The organism is Serratia sp. YWN4, assembly GCF_055790845.1.
Genome location: NZ_CM147696.1, coordinates 889,010 through 914,299, shown reverse-complemented (window position 1 = coordinate 914,299; position 25,290 = coordinate 889,010). Strand labels below are relative to the sequence as shown.

General features: G+C 46.5%; 21 protein-coding genes. 2 read left to right on the top strand and 19 right to left on the bottom strand.

What is annotated here, in order from left to right; all coding sequences use genetic code 11:
• Nucleotides 1-23: 23 nt before the first annotated feature.
• The 9 genes from ACX9GT_RS04235 to ACX9GT_RS04195 all read right to left on the bottom strand — a co-directional run bounded on the left by ACX9GT_RS04235 (nt 24) and on the right by ACX9GT_RS04195 (nt 10,032).
• Nucleotides 24-1,058 carry a zinc-dependent dehydrogenase gene (locus ACX9GT_RS04235; protein ID WP_473189967.1) on the bottom strand — a complete coding sequence of 345 codons (1,035 nt, stop codon included), beginning with the start codon at nt 1,056-1,058 and terminating at the stop codon, nt 24-26.
• Between the two features lie 3 nt (nt 1,059-1,061).
• Nucleotides 1,062-2,558, bottom strand: a complete 1,497-nt coding sequence (locus ACX9GT_RS04230; protein ID WP_473189966.1) for an FGGY-family carbohydrate kinase — start codon at nt 2,556-2,558, stop codon at nt 1,062-1,064.
• A gap of 92 nt (nt 2,559-2,650) precedes the next feature.
• Nucleotides 2,651-4,045 (bottom strand): PTS galactitol transporter subunit IIC, encoded by a 1,395-nt coding sequence (locus ACX9GT_RS04225; RefSeq protein WP_473189965.1) that lies wholly within the window; start codon nt 4,043-4,045, stop codon nt 2,651-2,653.
• Between the two features lie 14 nt (nt 4,046-4,059).
• Nucleotides 4,060-4,341 carry a PTS sugar transporter subunit IIB gene (locus tag ACX9GT_RS04220; protein WP_473189964.1) on the bottom strand — a complete coding sequence of 94 codons (282 nt, stop codon included), beginning with the start codon at nt 4,339-4,341 and terminating at the stop codon, nt 4,060-4,062.
• A gap of 50 nt (nt 4,342-4,391) precedes the next feature.
• Complete coding sequence (locus ACX9GT_RS04215) at nt 4,392-4,856, bottom strand: PTS sugar transporter subunit IIA (RefSeq protein WP_473189963.1); 465 nt, start codon at nt 4,854-4,856, stop codon at nt 4,392-4,394.
• A gap of 904 nt (nt 4,857-5,760) precedes the next feature.
• Complete coding sequence (locus ACX9GT_RS04210) at nt 5,761-6,774, bottom strand: tyrosine-type recombinase/integrase (RefSeq protein WP_473189962.1); 1,014 nt, start codon at nt 6,772-6,774, stop codon at nt 5,761-5,763.
• A gap of 76 nt (nt 6,775-6,850) precedes the next feature.
• Entirely contained in the window at nt 6,851-8,335 is a 1,485-nt protein-coding gene (locus ACX9GT_RS04205) for a TraI domain-containing protein (protein ID WP_473189961.1), read from the bottom strand.
• A 128-nt stretch (nt 8,336-8,463) separates the two neighbouring features.
• The gene (locus ACX9GT_RS04200; RefSeq protein ID WP_473189960.1) at nt 8,464-9,450 is read right to left on the bottom strand and encodes an ArdC family protein; all 987 of its coding nucleotides are present in this window, start codon (nt 9,448-9,450) and stop codon (nt 8,464-8,466) included.
• 78 nt (nt 9,451-9,528) lie between these two features.
• Nucleotides 9,529-10,032 (bottom strand): hypothetical protein, encoded by a 504-nt coding sequence (locus tag ACX9GT_RS04195; protein ID WP_473189959.1) that lies wholly within the window; start codon nt 10,030-10,032, stop codon nt 9,529-9,531.
• 276 nt (nt 10,033-10,308) lie between these two features.
• Here ACX9GT_RS04195 and ACX9GT_RS04190 point away from each other — a divergent pair, with 276 nt between their 5' ends.
• Nucleotides 10,309-11,067: a hypothetical protein gene (locus ACX9GT_RS04190; RefSeq protein WP_473189958.1), complete on the top strand. Its 759-nt coding sequence runs from the start codon at nt 10,309-10,311 to the stop codon at nt 11,065-11,067.
• On the opposite strand, the gene ACX9GT_RS04185 is transcribed toward ACX9GT_RS04190, so the two are convergent.
• The 8 genes from ACX9GT_RS04185 to ACX9GT_RS04150 form a co-directional block, all read right to left on the bottom strand.
• Complete coding sequence (locus tag ACX9GT_RS04185; RefSeq protein ID WP_473189957.1) at nt 11,050-11,949, bottom strand: integrase domain-containing protein; 900 nt, start codon at nt 11,947-11,949, stop codon at nt 11,050-11,052. The genes ACX9GT_RS04190 and ACX9GT_RS04185 overlap by 18 nt on opposite strands.
• A 1,149-nt stretch (nt 11,950-13,098) precedes the next feature.
• The gene (locus tag ACX9GT_RS04180; RefSeq protein ID WP_473189956.1) at nt 13,099-14,703 is read right to left on the bottom strand and encodes a hypothetical protein; all 1,605 of its coding nucleotides are present in this window, start codon (nt 14,701-14,703) and stop codon (nt 13,099-13,101) included.
• Nucleotides 14,624-15,465, bottom strand: a protein-coding gene (locus ACX9GT_RS04175; protein WP_473188083.1) for an IS5 family transposase whose coding sequence is annotated in 2 segments (ribosomal slippage) — nt 14,624-15,123 and nt 15,123-15,465 — 843 coding nt in all. Because the reading frame shifts where the segments join, the coding sequence is not laid out codon by codon here. The genes ACX9GT_RS04180 and ACX9GT_RS04175 overlap by 80 nt, the downstream gene beginning before the upstream one ends.
• A 294-nt stretch (nt 15,466-15,759) precedes the next feature.
• Nucleotides 15,760-16,746: a Csu type fimbrial protein gene (locus tag ACX9GT_RS04170; protein ID WP_473189955.1), complete on the bottom strand. Its 987-nt coding sequence runs from the start codon at nt 16,744-16,746 to the stop codon at nt 15,760-15,762.
• A gap of 13 nt (nt 16,747-16,759) precedes the next feature.
• Entirely contained in the window at nt 16,760-19,180 is a 2,421-nt protein-coding gene (locus ACX9GT_RS04165; RefSeq protein ID WP_473189954.1) for a fimbria/pilus outer membrane usher protein, read from the bottom strand.
• A 28-nt stretch (nt 19,181-19,208) separates the two neighbouring features.
• A complete protein-coding gene (locus ACX9GT_RS04160; RefSeq protein WP_473189953.1) occupies nt 19,209-19,991 on the bottom strand; it encodes a fimbrial biogenesis chaperone in 783 nt (260 codons plus the stop codon).
• Nucleotides 19,992-20,012: 21 nt separating this feature from the next.
• On the bottom strand, nt 20,013-20,513 hold the full coding sequence (locus tag ACX9GT_RS04155; RefSeq protein ID WP_473189952.1) for a Csu type fimbrial protein: 501 nt from the start codon (nt 20,511-20,513) through the stop codon (nt 20,013-20,015).
• Nucleotides 20,514-20,564: 51 nt separating this feature from the next.
• Nucleotides 20,565-21,113, bottom strand: a complete 549-nt coding sequence (locus ACX9GT_RS04150) for a spore coat protein U domain-containing protein (protein WP_473189951.1) — start codon at nt 21,111-21,113, stop codon at nt 20,565-20,567.
• 1,014 nt (nt 21,114-22,127) lie between these two features.
• On the opposite strand from ACX9GT_RS04150, the gene ACX9GT_RS04145 reads away from it, so the two are divergent.
• Entirely contained in the window at nt 22,128-22,646 is a 519-nt protein-coding gene (locus ACX9GT_RS04145) for a fimbrial protein (protein WP_473189950.1), read from the top strand.
• A 262-nt stretch (nt 22,647-22,908) separates the two neighbouring features.
• Here ACX9GT_RS04145 and ACX9GT_RS04140 read toward each other — a convergent pair whose 3' ends face one another.
• Both ACX9GT_RS04140 and ACX9GT_RS04135 read right to left on the bottom strand, forming a co-directional pair.
• Complete coding sequence (locus ACX9GT_RS04140; protein WP_473189949.1) at nt 22,909-24,261, bottom strand: amidohydrolase; 1,353 nt, start codon at nt 24,259-24,261, stop codon at nt 22,909-22,911.
• Between the two features lie 146 nt (nt 24,262-24,407).
• Nucleotides 24,408-24,938, bottom strand: coding sequence for a VOC family protein (locus ACX9GT_RS04135; RefSeq protein WP_473189948.1), 531 nt, complete (start codon nt 24,936-24,938; stop codon nt 24,408-24,410).
• Nucleotides 24,939-25,290: the final 352 nt, after the last annotated feature.

The following is a 25,290-nucleotide window of genomic DNA, read 5'->3' as shown; positions in this document are numbered from 1 at the left end:
AAAATTTGGCTCTAGATTGGCTCTTATTCTTCCATCTGCATCACGACCTTCAACACGTCATTGTGCGGGTTAGATGCAAACTCAATGGCTTCCCCTAATTGCGAAAGCGGATAGGTGTGCGTGATCATGTCGTCAACGTTAATCCGGTTATTACGAATGATTTCTACCGCTTCAGGCATTTCATAAGAGGAAAGCGAATAAGTACCTATCACTGAAATCTGGTCGCGGAAGAAACGCCCAGCATCAATATTGACCATATTGTTGTGATCGAACGGTGAGAAGACGACTACTCTTCCTCCGCGTCGCAGCAAATTAATGGCTTGCGGCAGAAGTGCAGAGACGCCAGCAGCAATGACCACCACGTCAACACCGAGCCCTTCAGTGATATCGCTGATGCGTGCTTCAAGATTTTCTTTTGCTGGATTAACGGCATGATTGATCCCCAGTCGAAGAGCAAGGTCTAACTTGAAGGGCGATAGATCGGACACGATTACGTTGGAAGCGCCCATCATTGCTGATAGCTGCGCACTTAGCAGTCCAATTGTGCCGGAACCCATAACCAGCACGCTGCATCCAGAAGTGATCTCGGCTTTTTTCAGGCCATGAAGGCAGCAACCGATGGGCTCTACCATCGCCGCTTTTTCCCATGAAACACCTTCCGGAATTTTGTGGGTCAGGTGCTTAACGTGAAGTTCCGGCAACCGGATGTATTCTGAGAAACCGCCGGGTTCGATATTGGTAGGCTTAAACTGCTCGCACATAGTGAAGTGTCCGCGATCACAGTAGTGACAGCTGAAGCAGGGCACATGAATTGCAGTAACAACGCGATCGCCCGGATGGAACTTGGTGACACGTTTGCCTACTTTGACGACCTCAGCTGCAACCTCATGTCCAAGGACAACTGGACCCGTTACAGTCTGATGTTGCGCTTTATGAATATCTGTACCACAGAGGCCGCAACTCTTCATTTTCAACAGAATGTCGCCGTCCTCAATTTCAGGTACTGGAAGCTCTTCATAACGAATATCGTTTTTGCTGTAGTAAACGCTGGCTTTCATGATTTACGTCCTGCTCATCTGATTTTCAATTTGGATTTTGGTCTCGTAGAGATGCTTGTATATCTGGTGATATACCGTCGCAAAGCTCTCAGCTGATTTCGCATCAGGCTGGTAGCGAATCAGCGCATCTTCTGGAAGTTTTGCATCGCCAGGTTCATGACCGGCTCCCCTTGCTCCCAGCATCGCTGCACCGCGACTGACAGCTTCTGGAATTTTGCACGCCACGACTTCCCGGTTGAGGATGGTTGCTTTCAGCTGAAGCCAGTAAGGGTTCTGACAGGCAGCTCCAATCACCATGACCGATTCCCAATGGTTGCCGGTAAGTGTTTCGTAGGTTTCAAGCAGGTGTCTTAGCTCATAGCAGAGTCCGTGGAAAACCGCTTTGAGGAACTCCTCAGGATCGGTCTGATCTTCCACGCCATAAACCAGCCCTTTGGCATGAATGGTTCTTCTTGGTGGCCCGCTGCCACGCAAGTGAGGGATCAGGAAGCTGTCCGTTGGCGTTTCCGCTGCTCCCTTATTCATTAACCAGGTTGTCATGCAGTTAAAGTCAGCTGGCTTCAAATTAAATAAATTAGTGAACCATTCAATGGCATAGCCTGCTGATGGTAGTGACGCATAAAGGGTATAAGCATCACGTAGAACATGGTGGCCATTTGAAACGCGAGACTGATAATAGCGGTCGGTCGCCGCAGGATTTTTCCGTACGACCAGCAGCCCTTCGGTTGTGCCCGTAGAGTTGAGGATTTGTCCTTCTTCAGTCAGTCCAACCGCGACGGAACCAACCATATGGTCATGACCGGAGATCGATATTTTAGCAAGGGGTGAGATTCCGCTGGCCTGGCTCAATTCCGGCAACAGAATTCCAGTTGGCTCACCTGCTGTGACAAGCGGACTGAACAGCGTCAGTGGGATGTCCATCGCGGAACAAATCTCATCAGACCATTCATTGCTGGTAATATCAAAAGCCAGTGTACGGGAGGCAAGCGAATATTCTGCGCGTTTGACGCCACTCAGACGGAATGCAATATATTCCGCCATGCATAACCAGCTTACTGGTTTCTGACTGGCGTGATGTTCCATCAACCACAGAATTTTATTAAGGCTGTAATTACTGTGCGCCGGAATGCCTGTAATTTCATAAAGACGGCTTTCACTAATACGGGTAACAACGCGCTCCAGTTGTGACTGCGTACGGGTGTCGTACCATGTCATGACTGGTCCAATTACATTATCTTCTGCATCAAGCAGAACGCCTGCCTCACCTACACTGGCTACTGAAAGGCTGACGATATTTTCTGGATCTTTAACCGTTTTCGCGACGGTATTTAATCCAGCTGAGATCCCCTGCCATAACGCTTCAATTTCGAAGTCGCTACCTAGGTCAGTAACTTTTTTTGGCGTAATAAAACTGTGTTTTTTAATTAATTCAAGGTCTGCAATCCGATATAAACAGACTTTGCAGTTTGTTGTTCCAACGTCTATGCCAATCGCGTACATATCTCTCCCCTCTGGAAGGGAATATCATCAATCATTAATAAAGAAGGGAAATACCACTTAGCCTTTCCCTTTTTTTAGTATTGCTTTATGACTTATTTGGACAAAGCAGCCTGTTGCTCAGCAGCCGCGTTTTCTTCGATTTCTTCACGCTTAAGCTGTCTGGTTGTCATGCGGTACAGCAGCATGCAAGTGATGAAGATGACTGGGATCAGACCCAGTGCAATTGGGTTGCCTTCAAAGATTTTAACCATCCAGAAGCGGAATGGGTTGCCACCATCAAGCAGGCTCGAGATCTCACTGTCCGTGTTAATTGGGAAGTGAATGCTCTTCGCGACAGAGGTCAGGATAGGTGCCGCTGCAGATGCCACATACAGATTCACCGCCAGAAGTGGGATACCCAAGATGAAAGCACGAGCGATGTTACCGCGGCATGCCAGCACCACCATTGAAATAGGAACCCATATATTCGCAAGGTCGCCCAGCGGCAGCAGACGGTTGCCAGGCAGGATGACCGCCAAAAGCACACCAACTGGTATCAGGAGCAGCGCAGTGGAGAGCACTGATGGATGGCCGACAGCGACTGCGATATCCAGACCAATGTAAAGGTCATCACGATCCGGATACTTCTTACGCAGGAACTTTTTAACAGCGTCGGACAGTGGCAGCAGACCCTCCATCAGCAATTTAACCATGCGTGGCATAATCAGCATTACTGCACCTAAGCTCATCGCCAGTGTTAATACGCCTTTGAAGTCATAACGTGCCAGCAACCCAATGCCTGCTCCAAGAATGACCCCCAGCATCATTGGCTCGCCAAAGATACCAAAGCGCTTCTGAATCGTATCGGCATCTGCATTCAGCTTGTTGATGCCCGGGATCTTATCGAGAACAAGGTTACCCAGCAGACCGAACGGGAAGAAGATAGCCGATGACAGCGTTGGCAAAGAAATACCCGGTAAGTTGAAGTATTTCTGAATCATAGGCGCACACCAGTCAGCCAACAGCAAGGTGATTATTGACGTCACGCCTGCAATCAACAGTCCAAACATGAAACTGCCGGTCACGTTGTAAACCATTGCGCCAACCATTGAGAAGTGCCAGAAATTCCACACATCAATATTAACGGTACGAGTCCACTTAAGTGTCAGCATCAGTACGTTGATACCGATAGTCAACGGCACCACGAACGGCGCTACTTGCGAGGCCCAGGCGATTGCAGCCAGTGGCGTCCATCCCAGGTCAACAACCGGCAGGTTTATACCGGTATGCTTAACCATGTCTTTGGCTGCTGGTCCTAATTGATCCAAGAGCAGTCCAAACACCAGGAAGATACCGATGAACCCCATACCGATAGTCAGTGCCGAGCGCAGCGCCTTGCTGAAACCGGCTCCCAAGCACAGGCCCATGATGAAAATGATGATAGGCAACATGATGGTGGGCCCAAGCGCCAGCATGTACTGAATTCCGCCATAGATAGTTTGAAGCATCAGCCTGTCCTCTGTTATTTTTTCAGAAGTGCGACGATTTTTTCGAGGAGTTCTTCTTCACCGAATCCGGTAAGAAGAGCCAGGCCATTGAGCACCGGCGTCTCAAGCTGCGTTTTTACGGCCGAGGTGACAATGATCAAGTCAGCCATACCGTCCTGTGACGCGATGGTGCCAATGTTTGACTGGATAGGTTCAACGTTTATGCCTTGCTCTTTGCAATAGCTAACGACTTTTTCTGTTGCAACCGCAGAAGTAGCGATGCCGCTTGTACAGGCGAAGATGATTTTCTTATTCATTTCAGACTCCGTTATTTTTTATCGGATTTGCAAGGCACTGAGTGCAGTGATCAATCGAGATTTTTAGCCAAGATCTGTATTACATCCTCAACGGACGTTGTGCTGAGTAGGTTGTTCATCTCTGCTGTTTTCTGGAATAAAGAAATCAGCTTCATCAGAAATTCGAGGTGCGCGTCTTTTTCTTTGAGCAGAAGGAAGAAAATGACATTTACCTTCATTGTCAGGTCAGGATCTTCAGCCTGGTTGAATTCAATCCCTTCAGGGCAAGTGACCACAACCAATCGCTCTTCGCGTACATGTTCAACATCAACATGAGGAATGGCGACACCCATCGTTTCCAGTTGCATCGCTGTTGGATGATTCAGCTCACGCAATACCAAAGCCTCACGGTAGCTTTCTTCAACAATCCCTTTGGCAAGGAGCTGGTCAGTGATTTTGCTGAACAACTCTTTACGGTCCTGCGGTGCCTGATGCAGATGGATGAGCTCGCGATCAAGTGATGTATTCAATGGCATCTTGTACCTCTGTCCTTCCAATTTTTTCGAATTACCTGACTCTTAGTGACCAGTGTCAGGCATGGTTGTCTATGTACAACTATGTTCAACCTGAGTGAACCCTACTCCTGTGTTGCGAGGATAGGCAATGCCGTCACTCAAGATCTGTGCTTTTGCTCACACTAATAATTTCAAATCATGAATTTTTCAAATCAAATGAACTGATTTAAGATTATGAAATATAATGAAAAAATAACAACATATTGAGGGTGCCTTTAATAAAAGGAAGGGTGAAAATAATAACTAATGTAACGAAGGTAGTATGTCACTTATCATTTTTAAAAAATTATAAAAGCCTGTTAAATAATTTTTCCATTATAATCATATGTTTATTCTATTTATGAGTCTGTTTTAAAAAGTAATCGCTGATCCAACATGGTTGACGAAATATGAAATTGTGATGTAAACAATACGCCCTAAAATTATTCATAGATAATTCTGCGTGGGTACAATGGATGACATCGCTGCCGTCAAGAAGATCATGCATTTTTACTATTGCCTTCTAGTAAATATACGGATGCGCAAGGCCTATTGTGAAAATACAAAAAGACAAGATAACTCCAGATCTATTAAGAAATGGCTAAAATATGCAAAGGAAAAGAAATTATTCGACCCTCTTGTAAGCAATGAAGTCGATTGGCTGGTAATAGAAGTAGACAAGTATACTCCTATTCAGTTTGAAATGAGAATTCATAAAATCTATTATCTTTCTAAAGAGATAATTGAAAATGAACTGAAAAATAATTTACTAAAATAATTGGATGTTGAATTGGTTTTTCGATTGAATTTTATGGGGGCATTACCCCCCCCATATATGAAGAAATTGACATGGTTACATCATAAATCATTGAAAATGCATTTCTACTTAGGTTTGTTGTCCAACTAATTTTTTATCCAAATATAAGCCCAGCTCAGACTCTAAAGTTCTGCACGTTACATCTAGATTAATATCAATATATCCCATCGTCGTTGTAATACTCCTATGCCCCAACAAGCCTTTTACCATTTGCAGGTTACGATCGGGTGATTTCATTAACTCAGTTGCTAATGTATGCCTGAAACGATGAGGGGAAACAGCAAAGCCGCATTCTTTGGATAATCGTCGGAAGAATGATTTTACCGGCTGCAATGTTGCAACTGGTGGTAACTTTTCCCTTTCCTTCTCCGTCCAAAGAAATCTATTGACGTCAAAAATAGCACTGGCTGATTCGGCACCATTTTCAATGGCCCGGCTAATCAACAGCTGAAGCCGAGGTTTTAGTGGAGCAACAACTGGAACGCGCCATTCTCTATGTGTTTTACTGCCGTCGAGGCGCAGCTCGATCCAATTCTCTTCGAGATTGATGTCCATTAACCTCACGTGCATTAGCTGGTTCACGCGCATTCCGGTATAACGCAAAGTATCCAGAACTGCGGTCCAAAACCATGCAGGATGTAATGCGCAGCGCTTCATTTCTGCTATAGAGAGCTCGTGGTCCAGAACCGCGCGCTGCTGTATTAGTAAATAGAGACGCGTCAATTGTGTTTTAGATAGCGTCTTTTTTCGCTTGTCATCAGTCGGCACTAAAACATCGTTGAATGGGTTTTCAGATTGATGTACGTGCTTCTCTTTCATGGCGTAATTCATGATTGCACGCATGTGAGCAACTTTATTATTCCAGGTGTTAGCGGAAGAACCTTCGATATTCATTACATGCCGTCGCCACTGCTGTACGTCGCGTCGCGTTACCTCACTGGGCATGCGATTAGTCCCATAGTATTTTATGAAACCATTAACGACTTTTCTGTAACTCCATTCCGTATCCGGACGTAGATACTTTGCATCAAAATATTCATCCAGCAAAAGTTCCCAGCTTGTATTGGTATCAACCTGACTCATAACAATTCCTTTAATCAGCAAGTAAATTGCCGCCATTCAGGCAGCAGCTCTCCTCCATACACCTTCCAGAAAAGCGTCAGGGAACCACAAGAAACTGACTGTCATCCAGCACATCAGAACTTCGGATGATCATCGTGGATTTGACCAGATAGCCTTTCACACGTTTGTAAGGGCCGTTACGGTCGGCACTGTTGTAGAGAGTGGCAAACGTAAAACGTTTGCCGTTGTTACGCCGATGTCGGTTGAGTCTTTCAAACCCTGCCTGAACGTTTTCACGCTCATCAGCAGACTGACCGGTTTGCTTCAGATATCGATAAAATATGCCCGGTACAAGCAGGAAAACAAAACCAGCGACCAGTTGCACGCGTGAATCTGCTTCATTGCACGCTATCGTTCCATTTTCGAGACCCTCAACCAGCCAGGACCAAAACACCTCGCCGGTTTGTTTCTTAGAAATCTGTGAGGTAATCCCAGGTGTTACTGGGATCGATTCTGGATCATGTAACTGATTTTGATAACCATTTCTGACGTATTTTTGATCACTTTCAGATGATCCGTAGGTTGGCTTAACGGCACTATCAGACTTTTTCGCATTAATTCGACTACCATTCTGGGCGTGAATTTCAGCTATATCAGCGCCATGATCGATTTTCTTAAAATCATCGATGTTGATTTCAATTCCATCACTAGCCAAGTGGCTATTTTTAATAACATCACCCTGACTAAAGTATTCTTCATAAACGGCGTCGTCATACTGTTCTGCGGGGATTTCGGTGGACAATTCACTCACAACTTTCGGATATAAATTGGTATTCATTTTCACGGCATTTTTAACTTCATTTAATTCGCAGGATAATAATTTACGCTTCGCTTTATTTATTAATAAATGGATCTGCTTTTCCGCAGAATTAATTCCGGCCAGTTCAAGAAACAGGCAATCTCGCGCATTGGGCTGTTTTTCCAGCCAATTTAATGCGCTTTTAGGCAACATTGAGACGGTAAACGCCAGTCTGATAACGCTGTCTTTTGCTGGCGCTTCGGTTTGACGGTCAACTTTGAAGCGAAATTGCATACCCGGCGCGTTCGAAATTGGCTGCCAGACATGCCCATCTTCTAGCTCTGCTTCGATATACAGTAATTCGGGAACGTGCCAGTAAAGTGCCAGCCAGAACACTACGCAGTTCCAGTGGCTGGACTGCGCGGCCTGATCTTCAGGTGCAGCATTGGCAGGAAATACCATGCCTTTCGATAACTGCAACATGGAGACGATCTGCTGCAGAGTGAGATCGAGCAATCCGCCTACGTTGTTCCAGTCGGCGATACGCGCGGCAGGCAAATTTTGATAACGCTCGGCAAGCTTTTGCAGCGGCTCCAGGCAAAAATCGTCATAGGCAGATTTGGAGAGCAGCGAGCTCTGCCAGATCTTCTTGAGCAGTGCCTGGCGTGATGACGTGCCGAGCAAAGACTGATGATTTTGCGGTGTGAAGTAGCCTTCTCGTTCAGCCGGTAACGAAGGCTGAAAATTGCTGCGTCTGAACTTGTTTTGTAATTTTGGGAACATGATTCACCTCCAGATCGGAGGCACTATCGTTCCAGGCTGCAGGTAATCACAGCCTAAAATCATTTTTGAAAAATGTGATTAAATTGCCCAGCAAAAAGAAACCATCCCCGGAAGGAGATGGTTTGGTTTCATGCTGCGTCTTCTTCAGCTGCTTCATGAAGCGGTTTAAGCAAGTGTTCTGAAGCTTCTCGCGCCATACGGCAGGCGCGGAACAACGCTTTCTTATCGGACTTCAGTATCTTCAGCCAGTGATCGATGTAGCTGTCGTGCTGCACCTCGCCATAAACGCCCAAATGCGCGCAGAGGAAGGCACTGCCCAGCTCAGCAATCAACTCTTCAAAGGCATAAACCGGATCGCCAAACGTGCGCGATGTCGATGTTATGCCTTCCCGATCGAGTCGACTGTGATGGCCGGTTGCATGCACCAGCTCATGCAACAGGGTCGAACAAAAGTCTGCTTCAGTGAAAAACTGCTTACGCAGAGGCAAGACAATTTGGTCCTTCATTGAGTGGTAGTAAGCCCGGTTCTGCTCGGAGTAACTAACGCGAACGCCAGTTTCACCTGCAATGGTCACAATGTCGTTAAAGATTGGCGCGCTCACCGTATCAACGGATTCATCATCCAGGATCTCAGGCACAGCGCCGATGATTTTTTCCGGTAGTCCTTCGCATTGCTCGATATTGAACAGCATTATGCTGCGCAACATGATGCGTTGCTCCATAACCGTTTCACCTTCTGCGTTGGTGCGCGGTTGGCCAGCCTTGTCGGTGGATTCAACCTCAAACGGCTTGAAGAACACCGCGACAGTCGCTTTCTCACCTTTGCGAACGTTGCCACCGGCAGCTTGTGCCTGCTTCCACGTTAGCCAGCGATTGGAATTGAACCCTTGCTCCTCAGCTGACAGCCACAGCAGCATGATGTTGACGCCGTTATAGTGCCGACCGGTCGATGCATTGGATGGTATTGGTGATTCAGCGAAACGCTTGCTGTCTCGCCACGGTTTACGCCAGGGTAAAACTCCTCGCTCGATCGACGCGACGATTTTATCGGTAACTTGCTGGTAGAGATCAACTTGGTTGGTTTGTGACTTACGGGATTTGCGTTTGGTCGGCATGGGATACTCCTTACGTGGCGTATCCCTTCCCGTAATGGCGAAGTGATACGCCACTGGGCAGGTTGAAATTGAGAGTGATTACTCGGGGTTATTGAGGATTGCTTCAGGTATTGGCCATTGGCCGCCTAAGTGCTTAGTTAACCACTCCTGAACATCAAGCCATTCAGCAAGCGAGCCATCCGATGAGATGTCATAGCAGCCGATGCAAAATCGATGTGCCAGTAGTAGCGTGGCTTTCACCATGAAGTCATAAGGCCGGTCTGGTGACCAGTTAAACGATGTCTTGCAGAATTCACTGCCAGATGAATGTTGGCCAAGGAAGAAACTTTCATACTCAAGATTCTCTTTCTCCTCGCCGTTAAATGAGATTGCGGGTTGTCGAATGCCGCTTTGCACTATCAGGTCAGCGGGCTGCAACAGTGGATAGCGGCCATCGCTGGTGCAAAGCACCAAAGGTTGCTTATAGCCGGGAACATGCCGGTTTTGTATTATCAAAAACACGTTTGATAGCTGTACGGTTAAGAGTAACCACTGATCGTTAGGAACAGATTTCAGTTGGGTGAAGCAATGGCAATAGCCCATGGGTAAATCCTCCAGATGTGAAAAAAGGGGATTTATCCGCTAACGGGAGTAAATCCCCGTCAGGGTGGGTAATGCGTGCCGTGCGGCGAGGTGATGAGAGAACCTTGACCATCGAAGATGGCACCCGCTCTAAAGGTGTGCGGATATGGGGACCGCCAGTTAGCGCTTCTTTCAGGTCCGCGAAGCATTGTATGTTATGTGAACAGTAACAGAAAAAATCACAAACGAATAATGAAAATTTAGTTTTAGTATTTGTAAGAAATAAGGGATTGATAAATGACTTCGAGAATATTTCATTACACTAGCTTTGAAACATTCAAGCTTATCATCAAAAATAAGACTATAAGATTTAACTCCCTAAAAAATGTAGATGATTATGAGGAAGGGCTAACTACAGATGTTGGCCATAAATCTCAATATTTTTTTGCAAGTTGCTGGACCCGTGACGATGAAGAAAGCATTCCATTATGGACTATGTATGTTAAAGATAGATTCGCAGTAAGGATCGAAATTGATTCTGATTTTATTCATCCTGAAATTAATAAAGATCATCAAATAATGAATCACACTAATGACAACGCTTGTTGCTATCCGATCATTCGAGAGGGAAGTAAACCTGAGTTCTTTAGTGATGTAATTTATCAAGAAGAACCCAAGGTAAATATGTTTCTAAACTACTATGGAATGATATCACCTGAATATATCAAGGGTTTTTGTTTGCTCAAACGCAAGAGCTGGGCATTTCAAAAGGAATGTCGATTCCTTTTGCAGGCATCTCCCAAAAGTCATTCTTATCGACGTTCAGATGAAATACCTTACTGGAATCATTATGAATCTATAGTAAATAATGATCCAACCGATATAGAATTCATAGATGTATTATATAATTCGAACAAGATGAAGAAGGCTAATTTTATGTTAGGGCCTTCAACAACAGCTGAAGACTTTAACGAATTAATACTATTTATTAATGAAACTATTGATGACTTTGAAGGTGATGTTACTAGAAGTAAGACTTTAATCCGCCCCAGATAAAAGATAAACCTTACGGACGTAAAGACCTCTCCCGTCACCATGGCCCAAGTCCATCGAAACCATCGCCTCAGCTTCTTTTCTGCTGAGGCCGTTTTTCATATGCAACTCAGTAGCCTCACGTGAATACGCATATCTCAGGCTGTGCGGTGCTTCTTTGCCTGTGAGCCCAGCATCCTTAGCCACATTTCGGTAGCGATCGATCGCGCTCCTCAGCCCGGTTCTATCAACCAACTTGCCGCCATGTTCTGCCGAATATGCCACTGCAGCGTTTAAGCTACGCACCAGTTCTTCGCGCCTAACGACCGTCGTATCTCTCGGTCTGCCGCCTTTAGTGCCGAACACCACGTGCAACCGTTCATCCCCGCGCGCCAGCGCCTGCTGCCAAGTCTTTAGTGATTTAGCCGACTGCACCGCTTCTTCCGTTCGCAATCCGAGATAACGCGCAATCTCCATCGCCAATGCGACACCTTCGTCTTTACTACGTACGAGGGCGAGCGCCTCGTGAAAGCGCTCGTCCGTAATTGCCGTCTTTGATCCGGATCGACTGGCACCGGACAGGTTGAGTGCATCGTTACTCAACTTTTCATGCTTGGGATCGGCCAGTTTGGTTCTGCCTGCAGTGGCCAGAATTGCGCGCAGTGCCGCCATCTCGTTTTGCAGCGTGCGCTTTGAAATATCTTCCGCCAAGCGGCTTCTAACGTAATTCTCGATGTGATGCGTCTTAATATGATCCACGTCCCTGATCTGGATGTTTAGTTTCAGCATCTGCTCAGCCAGCCGTGCGGCTATATGCGAACGATCGGCAACGGTTTTAAAGCTGCCGCCAGATTGTCTGGCCAGCGTTACCAACTGCTTGCTGAACTGCTTGTTTCCGCGTGACATACATCCTCCAAAACATCTCTACCCCGACGGCACGGTTTCAGGTTGCGCTTCCTACGTCTCAGCGGATATCTGTGCATCGGGGCGGCGAAATGTTGAGTTGTTGCGAGGTCTCCACAGCTCTCAGAGCTGATCGCGGCTAATGCCGGTTCCTGATTTCTCAGGACGCCTCCGTCCGTCAGGTTCGCTGACGTCGCCTTGATATCGCGTTGATTTCCTCCTCAGATAAGTTGCCAACGTTAATTGGATGTTGGTGTGGTGGATGGTTGTAATAACGAACTACGTGTTGGTCAGACGGTAAGCGTCGTCGCAGAAGGCCGTATTACGTGGTGTTGACGTATACGCGCTGCGCGCGTCACTTGGTTGTTGCTACGCGCCAACGCAAGTGACGCCGCGCAGCTTCTGCCTGTATTTGCGAGGTCCGTTCGTCGCCAAATGTTCCAAATGGCGGAAACGTTCACGCAAACTGGCCGTGCGCTGTAGCTGATATTGATGAGATGAAGTTGATCGAACCGTAGTGAAGTAGTTGAAACCTTGGACGTTGATTTTGCCCGCTACTTGCAAAGGTTGAGTAGCTTTGCCGGTTATCCCGGATGCAGCCGCCAAATGGCGTTTCTCACAGGCAGCTGAAACTTTCGCTGATGACCGCCACTAAGGTGCCCCTTTCAGGTCATGAGGGCTTTGTTGGTTGCGTAAACAACTATGGCAACAAGCCCAAGCTATCAACATTGCATTTGACGGTCAACAGGCGATATAGGTTGCATCATCAGGTATTGGGATTAGACTTTGACATATACATTCTGGAATTGAGGCAATCGTGCGCATTCAAAATCGGCATTTCAGAGGTAAACTTAAAACGATTAAGAGTACACTTCCTGCTTCGACTAGCAATAGAGTTCTCCTCGCCTGTATTGTTTTGGCTCTTGCACTTTTTCTTTTCTACTATCTTTCAGGAATTATATTAATCGTCGCGACTATTGTTCTTGGTTCTTTAATTTATGGTAATACCGAAAGCCACGTTACGGATCACAATAGTACCGTTTTTGACGATGACGATGAGCCGCGAGGAGATGGTTATCGTGATGGGCCAGAAGGGTATGGGTATTACACTGGTGGGTTCAGAGAGGATGACTAATCCTCTCTAAATTAAAATTACTCGTGGCAATAAATTATCGGCACTGCATTAGCCTCCCTTACAGCGTGTGAAAAGGAAGAAAGTATCCATAACAACTGAATTACATGTGGTTTGACTGGTTGCTTGGATTTTAGTTTCAGAAACTCCTTTTTTATCTCTTTTTTGGATATAAAAGAGCAGCTAAGAATGCATTTTCTGTGTAACTTAACATCTTTAAAAATCTCCTCAAGATATTTTTTCATGCCTCTCGTGTCGCCTTTTCTTATTTTTTTGATTTGTGTGGCCACTGATAGTTTTTTATAAACCCCTACATAGTTACCTTTAAGTTTACTTCGTGCTTTGTCAGTGAAGTCATCAGTACTGAAATACATATACCCTAGGTTTTTTATACCTTGGCCAACTACATCATGAAGTTTGCTAGCTGATGTACTTTTATCACCATGCTTTGAGTGTATAAAAGAAATGCAAGATTCGCTTTTGTTAAAAGCTATATGATCTGCCCATTCATTACCTAAGTCATCGCAAAAAATATAATCGTCTCCATTATGTATTTCCTCTACAACGTCAAACATTGAGTCATCCGTAAATTTAGTCATTCCCTTTGTGAAATAACCCTTTTCACTAGATACTCTTTTAATAGGGTCTTTGGGAACAAGCATGTCTAAAATGCTATTAATTTCAGATATGCCTGAAGAATCTTCAAAGCAATTACCCATGAAATACATATAGCGAGGATCAGTAAAAGTAATGCTATAAAATCCATTTTTGTATATGAAATTCTGAAGGGTGACATCTTTGCTACTGGTTGAAACTTTTAACTTCTTTAAAATTGCTGAGTCTATAGTTAATGTTTTAGAATTTCTTCTTATTTTACCCTTTCCAACAGAGAATTGAATGTTTAAGCCATCCTCAATTTCAAATACTCTTTCGAACTCTCGATACAATCTATTAAGTTGCCTGTCATTTAAACTACGTTCAGTGCCATCAGGTAGTTTGTATTTAATAATGGCACTTTCAGATTTAATTTTTTCAAATAGCGCAGTACTTTCAATTAATAGTGCGTTAGGAGTTGCAACATTTAAAACTGTGTTTAATTCTTTTTGCTGTGCAAAGTTGTTAAGAAAGTCTTTTATTCCGCCACCCTGTCTAATTAAAATCAATTGATTGTATGACCATGCGGCAATTTCATCAAAGTTTACTCTTTGAGATGCTTCAACTAATCTTCCAGAACCAGAAATTGTTTTTATGACAGAACCTTGTCTAAGTTTTAAATAGTAAGGGATTGCCCTGCCTGCAGCATGAGTGGAGTAGGCACCTTTAAGATCAGCTGATTCAGCGGAGCGATTTCTTATAGCCTTATCCGAGTTCGTCATTGTTCTTGTGGATATTTTTTGGAAAAAAACATCTGAATCGTTAAAAGTACCAGCCAATAAATTGCTTGAAACCAGTTCGAAATCCTTCTCGATTTTATCAGTGACATTTGCACAGCTTTTCTTTATTACTGCTATTGTATTATCGAACTCAAGTATTAGGCTGTGTCCCTCAATTACATATTCGTCGTAAAAACAGCCGAATACAGCCCAGTTGAACCATCGACAGGTAGTTCCTCGCCGTCTTTTCATAACGTGTCGCTATGCGGCGGTTTTCTTTCAGCAAACCAAAGCTTCTTTCTACAACATTGCGCCTACGATAAATCTCTTTATCAAATCGGGTTCGTCCATCTGTACTGGCCTTCTCATTCGACTTATGCGGAATAACGACCTTGATACCACTCCGCTTTAAGTCACTACGTAATGCCTTGTTTGAATAGGCTTTATCAGCGAGAACGGCCTTGCCTCGACGCTTCATAAAACCATTTTTTCTTAGAACGCCGATGCCATCTAATAACCGTAGCGCAAACTGACTTTCATGAGCTTGACCCGCACTCAGCACGATATTTAAAGGGAGCCCGTTTCCGTCTGTTGCCAGATGGATTTTGGTGCCATAACCGCCTCGTGAGCGACCCAGGCCATGATCACTGGCGATATCGGGATGTTTTTTTGGGCACCGGCAGCACAACGCATTGCACGAATATTGCTACCATCCAGAGAGATAGCCGACCAGTCGAGCAGCTTATGCTCATCAAGAATGGACAGTAACTTATTGAATATAGAGTTAATGATGCCTTTTTTTGCCCACCGGTTGAAACGGTTGTAGACGGTTTTCCATGACCCATAGCGTTCGGGTAAATCACGCCAGGGAGCCCCAGAGCACAGCACCCAAAACATGCCATTGATGACTTTACGGTGTTCACTATAGGGATGCCCAGGGCGCTGAGAGCGTTCTGGAGGTAATAATGGCAGGATGAGTGCCCATGCAGCATCAGGAAGATCGTAGCGAGCCATAGCGATAACTGTTTGAAAATTAGGTGATCAGTATACCATTTTTAATTGAGGGACACAGCCTAGTATTAAATCCTATAACATAGTAGTAAGGGAAAGATAATGTGATAAGCGTATATCATATCGCCTCGAGACACTGATTCAACCCCCATGAAGCAAAGGCAAAAACAGCCCATTGCGATACACCAACTGAAATAATTAGTTTTTAATTCTATTTTTTATATTTTCACTTATTATTTATTCTTTTATGGTACATAACAACCCACCTACGCAAACGAGAACTTCCCTGCCCAACGTTCAAAATGAGAGATCCACGGTAATCGTATCGCTGTAACTCCCCGCCACCGGTGTCGTCTGGCCGCTCAATATACTTGCCGTGTAGTTATAGTTACGTGTCACTTGGTTGATATTGACAGAAGTGGCATTGGTACTTGACCAACGTTGCGCGGCAATGCTACTGCCCCAACGGTTGCTGGTTGTTGACTGGTAAATATCGTAACTAATCAGGTTGCTTCCACTGGCCATATTGCGCACGCCGCTTACCGCATGGATACCGTCGTTGAGGCCAACCGTATATACGCTCCCCTTGGTGCAAGTGACTGAAATAGTTTGTGCTACCGAACTGAAACTACTTAACAAGGGCGCACTGCCAAAACTCACTGCCGGAGCAAGAATGGTCGTACAGTCATTGGTAACCACCAGAGTCACCGTCAGGAACAACGTCGCTGAACTGATTTGCGGGATGAGGCAAAACTCGACACCAAGGCTTACCCCAATTCCGGTACAGATATTCCAGTTGGTCAGGAGACTCAACGTCGTGGTATAGGTGCCTGCTGCCACGGTTTGCCCGGTCTGAGTGGTAAAAAACAGCGGTATCGTAAAGTTCTTCCCACCGCTCAGCAGAAAAATGGAAAGTTGATTCGAATTAAACGTCGTTGCCGGTGAGCCAATCAGCATCGGTGAACCGCAGTTCTGGACTGAAATACAGACGGTGATTGGAATATTATCGCCGCTGCTATCACCGATTTTTTTCATCACCGCCTGGGTATCGGAAGAAAAAGTTGAAGCCGTTAGTCGAACACTGATGGTATCCGTGTTGAAAACCGACGCCAGCGCCGACCCACAGTTGACAGACAACGAGCCCGATGACGTGCTGGCCGTGCTGTTAACAGCAAAAGAAGTCACAGAGCCAAACGAGGCATTCACCATCGGCGTGCTGCAGGCCGCCCTTGCCGATGAAACGCCCCAGGCCACAGTGAGGATCATAAAAATCAACGTTGTCATACTCTTATACATTTCATGCCCCAGCAGGCTGACAAATAAGCGGTTGAGGAGAAGAAGACGTCACACCGGATACAGGTGCAGAGGGTAGCATAGCCTGGCAACGTTGCCCCTCGGGCGTTGTCACACTCAGTGCCGCTCCAGGTTTTACCTCTTCCAGATACACCATACCGTCCCACCCCACGTAAGTCAGAGTGCGTCCATCTTGCTGCACCAGGCTGGAAACGGGGAGCGGTTTACCCTGAAGATCCCGCAGTATCAGCGTCACCGCCTGGGTTTTTCTCAGCGGGAACGTCACCAGATAACCACTCTTGCGCTGGACAGAAAGACGCTGTTCGGTGTCAGTTGCCGCTACGTCGGCTGGCAAATCGAACGCATCTATCTCATATTTTGCCGGATAGTAGGAGGTCACCCTCGGTACCAACAGGTAGCCCCGGCTATCCGTTTCACCAATAGGCTGATTTTCATAGCGTACTTTGACATGGGGATAACGGTTGGTGCTGATTAAGACAAATGCATCGCTAACCTCATTACTCGCAAATAGCGAACCGTCCATCATCACCAATGAACCACTCATATCCGCCCACCGGGTATAATTATTCCTGCTGCCATAAAAACCGGCCTTGCTGTGCAGCACGGTATTGCGCCAGTTTAATGATGCCTGCTGATAGCTGCTGTCACCGGGTTGATTTGCATAGGCGAAATCCCAGCCGAATCCGCCATCACTGGGCAAGCTCCGGCTGTAACTCAGTTGCTGCCGTGTACGTCCTTCAGCGGTACGCTCCGTGCTGATGCCGGTGCTGGAGTATGAGCCAAACGGGATCGTCAGCGACATGGCACTTGACCAACCGTCCTGACTGATATTCTTACTGGCAGACAGGGTAAGGCTGCTACCCAGCCAGAGGTTTTTGCTCCATGACAGATTAAGCAATCGTGTGCGTTCGTCATTCGGGTCCGTAATATCAATATAGGCCACACCGAGATTGCCATACTGGTTCATTGACAGACTGGTTGAATACTGTGAGCTACGGCGGCTCAAGGAGAATGAAGAAGTCTTGTTATCAGCCTCCTCTTCACTGCGTTCGGCCCGATCGGCGCTGCCGTACAGCGCAAGATTGGCAAAACCTGCGCTTCGCCGCGTATGCTGCGTGCTGAGACTGAACGCACTGTAGCTATACTGATAGCCCCAACTTAGCTGGCGACCATTTTGTCCACTCAGTCGGCTTTCCGTATAGGACGTATTCAGAATGCCATAGTGAGCGATTTTGATAACACCACCCGCTCCGCCCAATGCCAGAGAATTTGCGCCCTCAGCATGGCCTTCCACGGTAAGGTAGTCATTAATCCCGTAGCGATAAGAACCACTGGTTACTGCTGCACCGTAGGAGAAGTTTTTAATGCCATAATTCTGACGCAGTGCGCCAACGGCCAACGAATAATCCGACAACCCAGGTTTGAGCAAAGCACTGCTCGCATAGAAAGGCAGCGTCAGTGAAACCTGTCGCCCCTGGGCGTCCTGGGTGATAATGGTCGCCTCACCGGCCCCATTGATAAAGGGCAGGTTGCTGACAGTAAAAGGCCCCGGTCGAACTTGCGTGCTGGCACTGCGATTGCCGTTGATAAACAGATCGACCGTCGTCGGCACCGCCGCTTCCCCTGAAAACTGTGGCAGTGGATAGGTGACCATATCGGGGCGCAGCGAGAAATCGCGGGCAACCTGTACTCCACCGAGGCGCACGCTGTTGCTCCAGGCCAGTGCATCGGTGATCAGATCCCCCGCCCGCCAGCTTAGTGCGTTCTGCTCATCAAAATTGCCCAGCGTGGTATCATAGCGCAGATAGCCATTCCCTGCGTTTAGAGCGTCTTCTGACTGATCCCACCTCACCAGACCACTGTTGGACAGATAGCCATATTGACTAAACAACCGCAGCTCATTCCCCACCGACAACGGGTTGCTGCCGCTGCCAGCACGCGCCGCATAGATATCATAGTTCAACAGTGCGCCGGTATTACTCTGAGCCGGATAGCGCTGATGCCCCTCGTCACCGGAGAAAGACTGTAACTGCAACCAGTCAGGAGGAACGTCGAGCAACAGGCGTTGGGATTCACTCTCATAATGGACATGGGTCTTCGGCATCATGCTGACGTTGACCTCCTCTGCGGTCAGTTTGTCCTGCCGTATTCCCGCATGCCGCATGGCACTGGCGGCCACAAAATACTGCCCGTCCCGGAGCGTCACTGCCACCACGTCGCCTGTAGGATACTGATTGATCACCAGTTCCAATTGATAGGAAAGCGCCTGTTTAGCAGAAACGGCCGTCGGAGGTGGAGGAAGCGAGGTTGAAATATCCCCATCCCTAGACCAGGCTGAATCTGTAAACCCGCCAAACGCAATAACTGTCGCTAGCCAGAACGAAGGTTGAATACCATTCTTCATTACAGTCCCTGCCAACAGCCTGATAACATCACTGAGCGCCTGAGCGATAAGGTTTAGCTTCGCTATCGCCATTCACCCGCATCACCAGCGAACTTATGGGGGATGAAGAGGCTATGTCAACCGGCCAGCGGCGTGTGGAGTTGGCCAGTACATAACCCAACAATCCGTCGGTGACCGTCATCTCTCTGGTGCCTTGTTGAATACGAACACTGCTCAAGCGAGCGTGGATATTGCCATGGTTGGTCACCTGCAACAGGTTTTTCCCCTGTTGTTGCACCAGTTGCCAACTCAACTGGGGTTGATACAGCGTATCCGCCTTTTTGCTCTGACCATTCGCTGCCATGTCCGCGCGATAGCTTAGACCTTGACCGTAGACAAACAGCGGAATGGAGTAACGCATCTGGAAGTTAATACCTGCCCCCGCACTGCTCCCCTGCCCGGCCGGGGTCGGAATTTCATCCACCAGTACGCGATAAGCCAACTCCCGTGCGACGGGGGGCTCGGTATTTTTGATCAGACGAACCAATTGCTTTTTGCCTGCGGCAACCTGCACGATCGGCGGGCTGACAACCACCTGTTGCTGTTCCTGATACCCTTCATTCCCCTCTATCTGCAACCAACCCAGCACCCGAACCTGCATCAGTACCGGCTCGGTACCGTGATTCTCAATCCACAATGTGGTCGCTTTCTGATCGTCAGTGATAGTCGGATCTATCGGCCAGATAAGCACCTTGCTGGCCTGTACGTTACCTGAAATAGCCAGCAGCAAACCGCAGGCCATCAGCCACACCCCTCGTTGTTGATACCACATACTCTCAGCCTCGCTGTCTGCTTACCATGAGAGCGTCACCGTCAGAGTATCCGCATAGTTTCCTGCATGGGAATAACCGCCGAGCGTAAGTTGCCCGTACAATGGCAGCACAATATTATTCACATTAGCAAACGTCACAGGTATAGCCTGATTAACCGGGATCGCTATATGGGTAGCGCTATTATAAATATTATAAGGAACCACATCGGTATTACCGCTGCGCTTCAGATTCCGCCCCGCACTATAATTGGCCCCGCCGTCAATACTCATCTGTAGCGTGGTGCCAGGCGTACAGACCAGCGTAATCGTCGCATTCTGTACATAGCTGGCACTCACCAGGGCCGTGGAAGTGCCCGGATAAGTGCCAAAGTTAATCGCGCCAAATACCCCAGTATTGCTCCCCTGTACCAGGCACCCGGCAACAATGTTAGCCGACACCTGAAAAGTTTGTGTCGGCAACGCCAGAGAAAGAGGGCAAAAGAATAACGGTAGCCAGCCTATGCACGTACACACTCTTCGCATCCACAATATCCCGTTATTTTTCGCACCTTCTTTGGCAATACTCACTACCTTTCAGTAGTCAACCTGTACGTGGATAACGTCGTTATAAGTATCTGCATGAATGCTGGTGTTATTAGTAACACCGACTATACGGCCAAAAATAGGGTAGAGATCGCCGTTGGTCGAATCTGACGAACTGGCTGCTGGAAAAGTGGCATTATCGGCAATGATATCACCTGCGGCAAAAGCTGCTCTATGAGCCAGTACGTAGGCGACCCCTTCGTTGGTGTAGGTACTCCCAACCAGATAACGGGGTGCTGTAGCGGGCACGGTGCCATACACGGCACCACTGGGAGCACTGTTACTGCTGGTCACTTTTACGGCATACGTAGCACCCGGAGAGCACTTTACCGCTATCGCGTTATTGGTGCTGCTAGTCAGCGAGGCATCTGCGGCAGTAAAGGTTTCCGCATTAAAGGTACCGAAGTTAAGTGACCCTAAATTCAGGCTAGATGTTCCTGTGCTTCCGTTAACGATGCAGCCCGCCGTAAGAATCAGCGAGGCGTTGACAGTACCAGTTGTGGTACCGGCTAACACAGGGGGCGCTGTAATGAAGGCCATTCCTATACCGACTATGAAACCGTACTTTTTCATCGTAATTCCTTATTTAAAAGGCCCAAAGGTTGATGACAAACGTTTGTTTTTTCAGCGGATAAAAAATTAATCTGCATAAATCAAAGTAGGATACAAAATACAGGGTGTCAAATTGTTAAAAATTCTTTTCCGTGATATTGGGAATAGGAAAAATCAGACTAAATAAACAGATTCACCATCAATATCAAATTAATATTAATCCGCAATAAATAATAAATTTTAATACCAAAAAATTGTTTAACTAACCATCATTTATCGAAAAAAGAGTGCTCTATACTTATGCCGGGCTCTACTGAACGCTTTATTGACGTAGTTACGGTTAGAGAAAACTAACCGATAGCTTTTGGGTTTAGTGAGAACAAGGAAAAGATCCGGGTTGATATTTACAGTGCATCGTCAGATGCACCGTTTTTCTTTACTCCTCTATTGATGAGCATCATAAGTCTGCTCAAGTTTGGATGTTTTAGAGCATGCAACAGCAGTAAAAGCGGGGGTTATTCATCAAACGATCTCACTTTTAGATATCATGAGGTGCCAATTTTTCTTATTCATATTCTTAAAATACTGAAATTAAGAGAGAAATTCTTATCTCACGCTGCTTTTTTCTTATTTGATAAACTTGATACCGCTTTGGTGTGCGCACTACAACGCCTGCCAGCCTACCAACATTGACTCAATAAAATGAAGTGGACACCCTTTTTCTTTTGTTTTTCTAAGTAAGCGTAATTCAGTGTTTCAGTTGTGCTTTTAAGAATAGTATTACCTCACCGAAAGCAAGGGCGGATTGATGACCATTACGAGGGTTACTGTTCAACTTGCTGCACGTTGCCGGTTATTCAATAGTAGATAACCGATAAGTAATGGGTTGTTCTCAGAGTCACTGCTTCACTGTTTTAATACGGTAGAATAATGTCATTCTATCCAATATCACGCTTCACTATTTATTAAATAGTAACGTTTAAATATATCAAAGGTATTTTAATGAAAAACACTTTCGCTTTATCTTTCGCTGCACTGTCTTTCCTGGCTACCAGTAATGTATTCGCCGCCGACGGCACGATTAATTTTACCGGTGAGATCATTGATGCAGGCTGTACCGTGACGACATCCAATGTTTCTGTAGACTTTGGCACCGTGGCTGCGTCTTCTTTTAAAAATGCCGGTGATACCGTTTCCCCTAAAGCGTTCCAGATTAGCCTGACCGGTTGCCCGGCAGCGGTAGCCGCTTCAGGTGCCAGCATACGTTTTGAAGGCACATCAGATGTCAGCAACTCTGACCTGTTCTCTATTGGTGCTTCTAGCACCGCTGCGGGTGTCGGGATCACCGTACTGGATGCCAAAGCGAAAGTGGTAACGCCGAACTCAGACTCCAGTATTTATACTCTGTCGAGTACGGGCACCAACGTGCTGGATTTTGTGGCCAAGCTGCAATCAACCAACTCAACGGTTACTGCTGGCACTATTTCCACTACCGCAAACTTCACTGTCGTTTACCAGTAAGTATTTACCCGCGGTAAGTTGCCGGCTATCTAGGTTTAGGTAGCCGGCAAACCAAAGGAAAGGCGCGCATTATCGCAGGCTTTCAATCCAGTGCCCAATGCTGATGAGTGAGTGGGCTATATCATTGATGTTAAAAAAGACTGCTGCCCATACCAGCACCATGGCACCAGTGGCTATGAGCAGTATAGAATCAAACGAGTGCATTAATTTCCCTCCATTACGCTAAATCTCCCCCCCGTCCACAAAGCTGTGCGATCGCGCATTATGGCTGTTTGCGCATAAGCTCAAGTGTGGATACTGTAGCCACCTTGGTGCCCAATGGGATGGCTTTCAGATCGACAATGAAATCTGGGTTATGTGCCGAATAAGGCAATGCTTTCCCTTGTTTTTTGGCTTCGGCAAACACCTTGGGATCTGCGACTCCGACAATCAAATAGGTGAATGGTACGTCCGTGTTCGGGCCCAAGAGGAGATGCACATCTTCTGAACCAGTGGCAGGGGGGAAATCGGTCACGACATTTTCTGCACCCAGCAACGTTGCTAACGGAGCAGCCAAACGCTTGGCCAGCATATCGTCATTAACGAGTGGCGTGGAGCCTCCCTTCATCGTAATGACGGGAAGCTCATCCTCAGGCATCCCATAGGTTCGAGCTATACCATTACTGACATTACGTATCCCGTCGATCATCTGCTGCCGTACTTTAGGGTCATACCAGCGTAAATTGGCCTTCACCAGCGCTGTCGCCGGGATAACATTGTTGTCAGAACCGGCCTGGATCGAGCCTACAGTCAATACGGCTGTCTGCTGCGGCTCAATGATGCGGCTAACAATAGCCTGGTATTCAGCCACTGCGTAGGCTGCCATCAGGACGGGATCCTTGGTAAGTTGCGGCATAGAACCATGCCCTCCGATCCCCTTGAACAGAATGTCGATCTGGTCGGTTCCAGCCATCTTCGGCCCCCCCGAACTCACAACCATCCCGACCGGGCCTGGCGCAGTGTGCATGCCAATAAAGTAATCCGGCTTAGGCAGATCATGCTTGGTCCATAGCCCATCATCGACCATCGCCTTGGCCCCCGTAATGGGTTCTTCGGCGGGTTGGGCAACCAGCACCAAGGTGCCGCTCCACTCTTTCTTGAGCTCGGCCATCGCTTTTGCCATTCCCAGCATCCAGGTAACGTGAGCATCGTGGCCGCACATATGCGCCACAGGAACTTCCGTACCATCATCACGCAAAACGCGAACTTTGCTGGCATAATTCAGCCCAGTGGCTTCTTCCACCGCATTGGCATCCATATCCGCACGATACAATACGGTGGGGCCAGTACCATTTTTCAGAACAGCCACTACGCCGGTTTTACCAATCCCCGTCTGAACATTGAATCCAAGGGTTGTGAGTTCTTTGGCCACAATGCCAGCAGTACGTTCCTCCATGAAACCCAGCTCTGGATGTTGATGAATATCCTTGAATATACTCACCAACCTGACATTATCAGCATCTACCACTTTCTCAACGCCCTGTATTGCCGTGGTAGATATACTTATCTCTTGTGCAGATGAAAAGATTGAAAATGTCAGAGCGATTCCCCCTAACATTGCGAGAACACATTTCATAAGAACCCCTTGATAGACTTTTCTTCATGCTGACAAACAAAAAATAGCCATAATAATAGGCATGACTATTTGGCAGTTTAAATTTAAAAGATCACAAAATTTATTTTTCAAAAAATTCTGCATCTGGCCTTTTATAATATTATAGATTACTTCAAAAAAGTTGGAAAACCGGGCTCATGAGTTTGTGCGATCCCCCAGTGGTAACCATTAATATCCACCAGCAGCGTAAAACGATCTCCCCATGGAGAATCATAAGGTTGTTGAAGGACTTCTGCCCCAAGAGCTTGGGCACGCTTAGCCGTCTCATCCACGTTATCGACGTAAATATACTGATAGGCCGTTCTTTGTTTTGTATCAGTAAATGAAGCCGGAGCGCGAGTGCCGCTGTTAGCCACATTTTCTGGCACAAACATGATAGCCAATTCATTGTGATAGCTCATTTCAACATGGACTGGCACACCTTCTCTGAGATTTTCATGGCGTACTTGAAAACCGAAGACCGAGGTATAAAAATGTTTACTTTCTGCCACGTTTTTCACGGTCAAATGTGGAGTAATTAGCCGTGAAGACAGCCAAGGTGAGCCCGTTTTCTGTGCATGATTAGCTTGCACATCTGCCCTTGCCTGAACCCCGAATATCAGAGTGATTACAGCGATAATACTATAGACTCTCTTCATGCCCGTATCCTTGTTGTATGCTGCTATACACTTCTTTCATGAAATTACAGGGATGCAAGCGGGTTATATAAGTCGACTCCACCTTGGCCCTCGTCGTTTAAAAAATATTAAAACCTGTTTCACGCCATATTTAATGAGTTAACTCAGTTTATTGTAATGATTGCATTTTTGGCATACTGAAAATACCAACCTTTCTATATACACTTATTGCTCGTACCTTCCTTTAGAAACTATAACTGAAAACAGGAGGGTTTTCTGTGTGTAACACTGATAATCCAATGTATGTCACACATTTACTTTACAATTAGCCAATGGCTATTTATATAGGATTTACGATTTATTGCTATAGTAT

Coding starts and splice junctions, on each gene's coding strand:
- ACX9GT_RS04235 (WP_473189967.1), bottom strand. CDS start 1,058: ATGAAAGCCAGCGTTTACTACAGCAAAAACGATATTCGTTATGAAGAG.
- ACX9GT_RS04230 (WP_473189966.1), bottom strand. CDS start 2,558: ATGTACGCGATTGGCATAGACGTTGGAACAACAAACTGCAAAGTCTGT.
- ACX9GT_RS04225 (WP_473189965.1), bottom strand. CDS start 4,045: ATGCTTCAAACTATCTATGGCGGAATTCAGTACATGCTGGCGCTTGGG.
- ACX9GT_RS04220 (WP_473189964.1), bottom strand. CDS start 4,341: ATGAATAAGAAAATCATCTTCGCCTGTACAAGCGGCATCGCTACTTCT.
- ACX9GT_RS04215 (WP_473189963.1), bottom strand. CDS start 4,856: ATGCCATTGAATACATCACTTGATCGCGAGCTCATCCATCTGCATCAG.
- ACX9GT_RS04210 (WP_473189962.1), bottom strand. CDS start 6,774: ATGAGTCAGGTTGATACCAATACAAGCTGGGAACTTTTGCTGGATGAA.
- ACX9GT_RS04205 (WP_473189961.1), bottom strand. CDS start 8,335: ATGTTCCCAAAATTACAAAACAAGTTCAGACGCAGCAATTTTCAGCCT.
- ACX9GT_RS04200 (WP_473189960.1), bottom strand. CDS start 9,450: ATGCCGACCAAACGCAAATCCCGTAAGTCACAAACCAACCAAGTTGAT.
- ACX9GT_RS04195 (WP_473189959.1), bottom strand. CDS start 10,032: ATGGGCTATTGCCATTGCTTCACCCAACTGAAATCTGTTCCTAACGAT.
- ACX9GT_RS04190 (WP_473189958.1), top strand. CDS start 10,309: ATGACTTCGAGAATATTTCATTACACTAGCTTTGAAACATTCAAGCTT.
- ACX9GT_RS04185 (WP_473189957.1), bottom strand. CDS start 11,949: ATGTCACGCGGAAACAAGCAGTTCAGCAAGCAGTTGGTAACGCTGGCC.
- ACX9GT_RS04180 (WP_473189956.1), bottom strand. CDS start 14,703: ATGAAAAGACGGCGAGGAACTACCTGTCGATGGTTCAACTGGGCTGTA.
- ACX9GT_RS04170 (WP_473189955.1), bottom strand. CDS start 16,746: ATGACAACGTTGATTTTTATGATCCTCACTGTGGCCTGGGGCGTTTCA.
- ACX9GT_RS04165 (WP_473189954.1), bottom strand. CDS start 19,180: ATGAAGAATGGTATTCAACCTTCGTTCTGGCTAGCGACAGTTATTGCG.
- ACX9GT_RS04160 (WP_473189953.1), bottom strand. CDS start 19,991: ATGTGGTATCAACAACGAGGGGTGTGGCTGATGGCCTGCGGTTTGCTG.
- ACX9GT_RS04155 (WP_473189952.1), bottom strand. CDS start 20,513: ATGCGAAGAGTGTGTACGTGCATAGGCTGGCTACCGTTATTCTTTTGC.
- ACX9GT_RS04150 (WP_473189951.1), bottom strand. CDS start 21,113: ATGGCCTTCATTACAGCGCCCCCTGTGTTAGCCGGTACCACAACTGGT.
- ACX9GT_RS04145 (WP_473189950.1), top strand. CDS start 22,128: ATGAAAAACACTTTCGCTTTATCTTTCGCTGCACTGTCTTTCCTGGCT.
- ACX9GT_RS04140 (WP_473189949.1), bottom strand. CDS start 24,261: ATGAAATGTGTTCTCGCAATGTTAGGGGGAATCGCTCTGACATTTTCA.
- ACX9GT_RS04135 (WP_473189948.1), bottom strand. CDS start 24,938: ATGAAGAGAGTCTATAGTATTATCGCTGTAATCACTCTGATATTCGGG.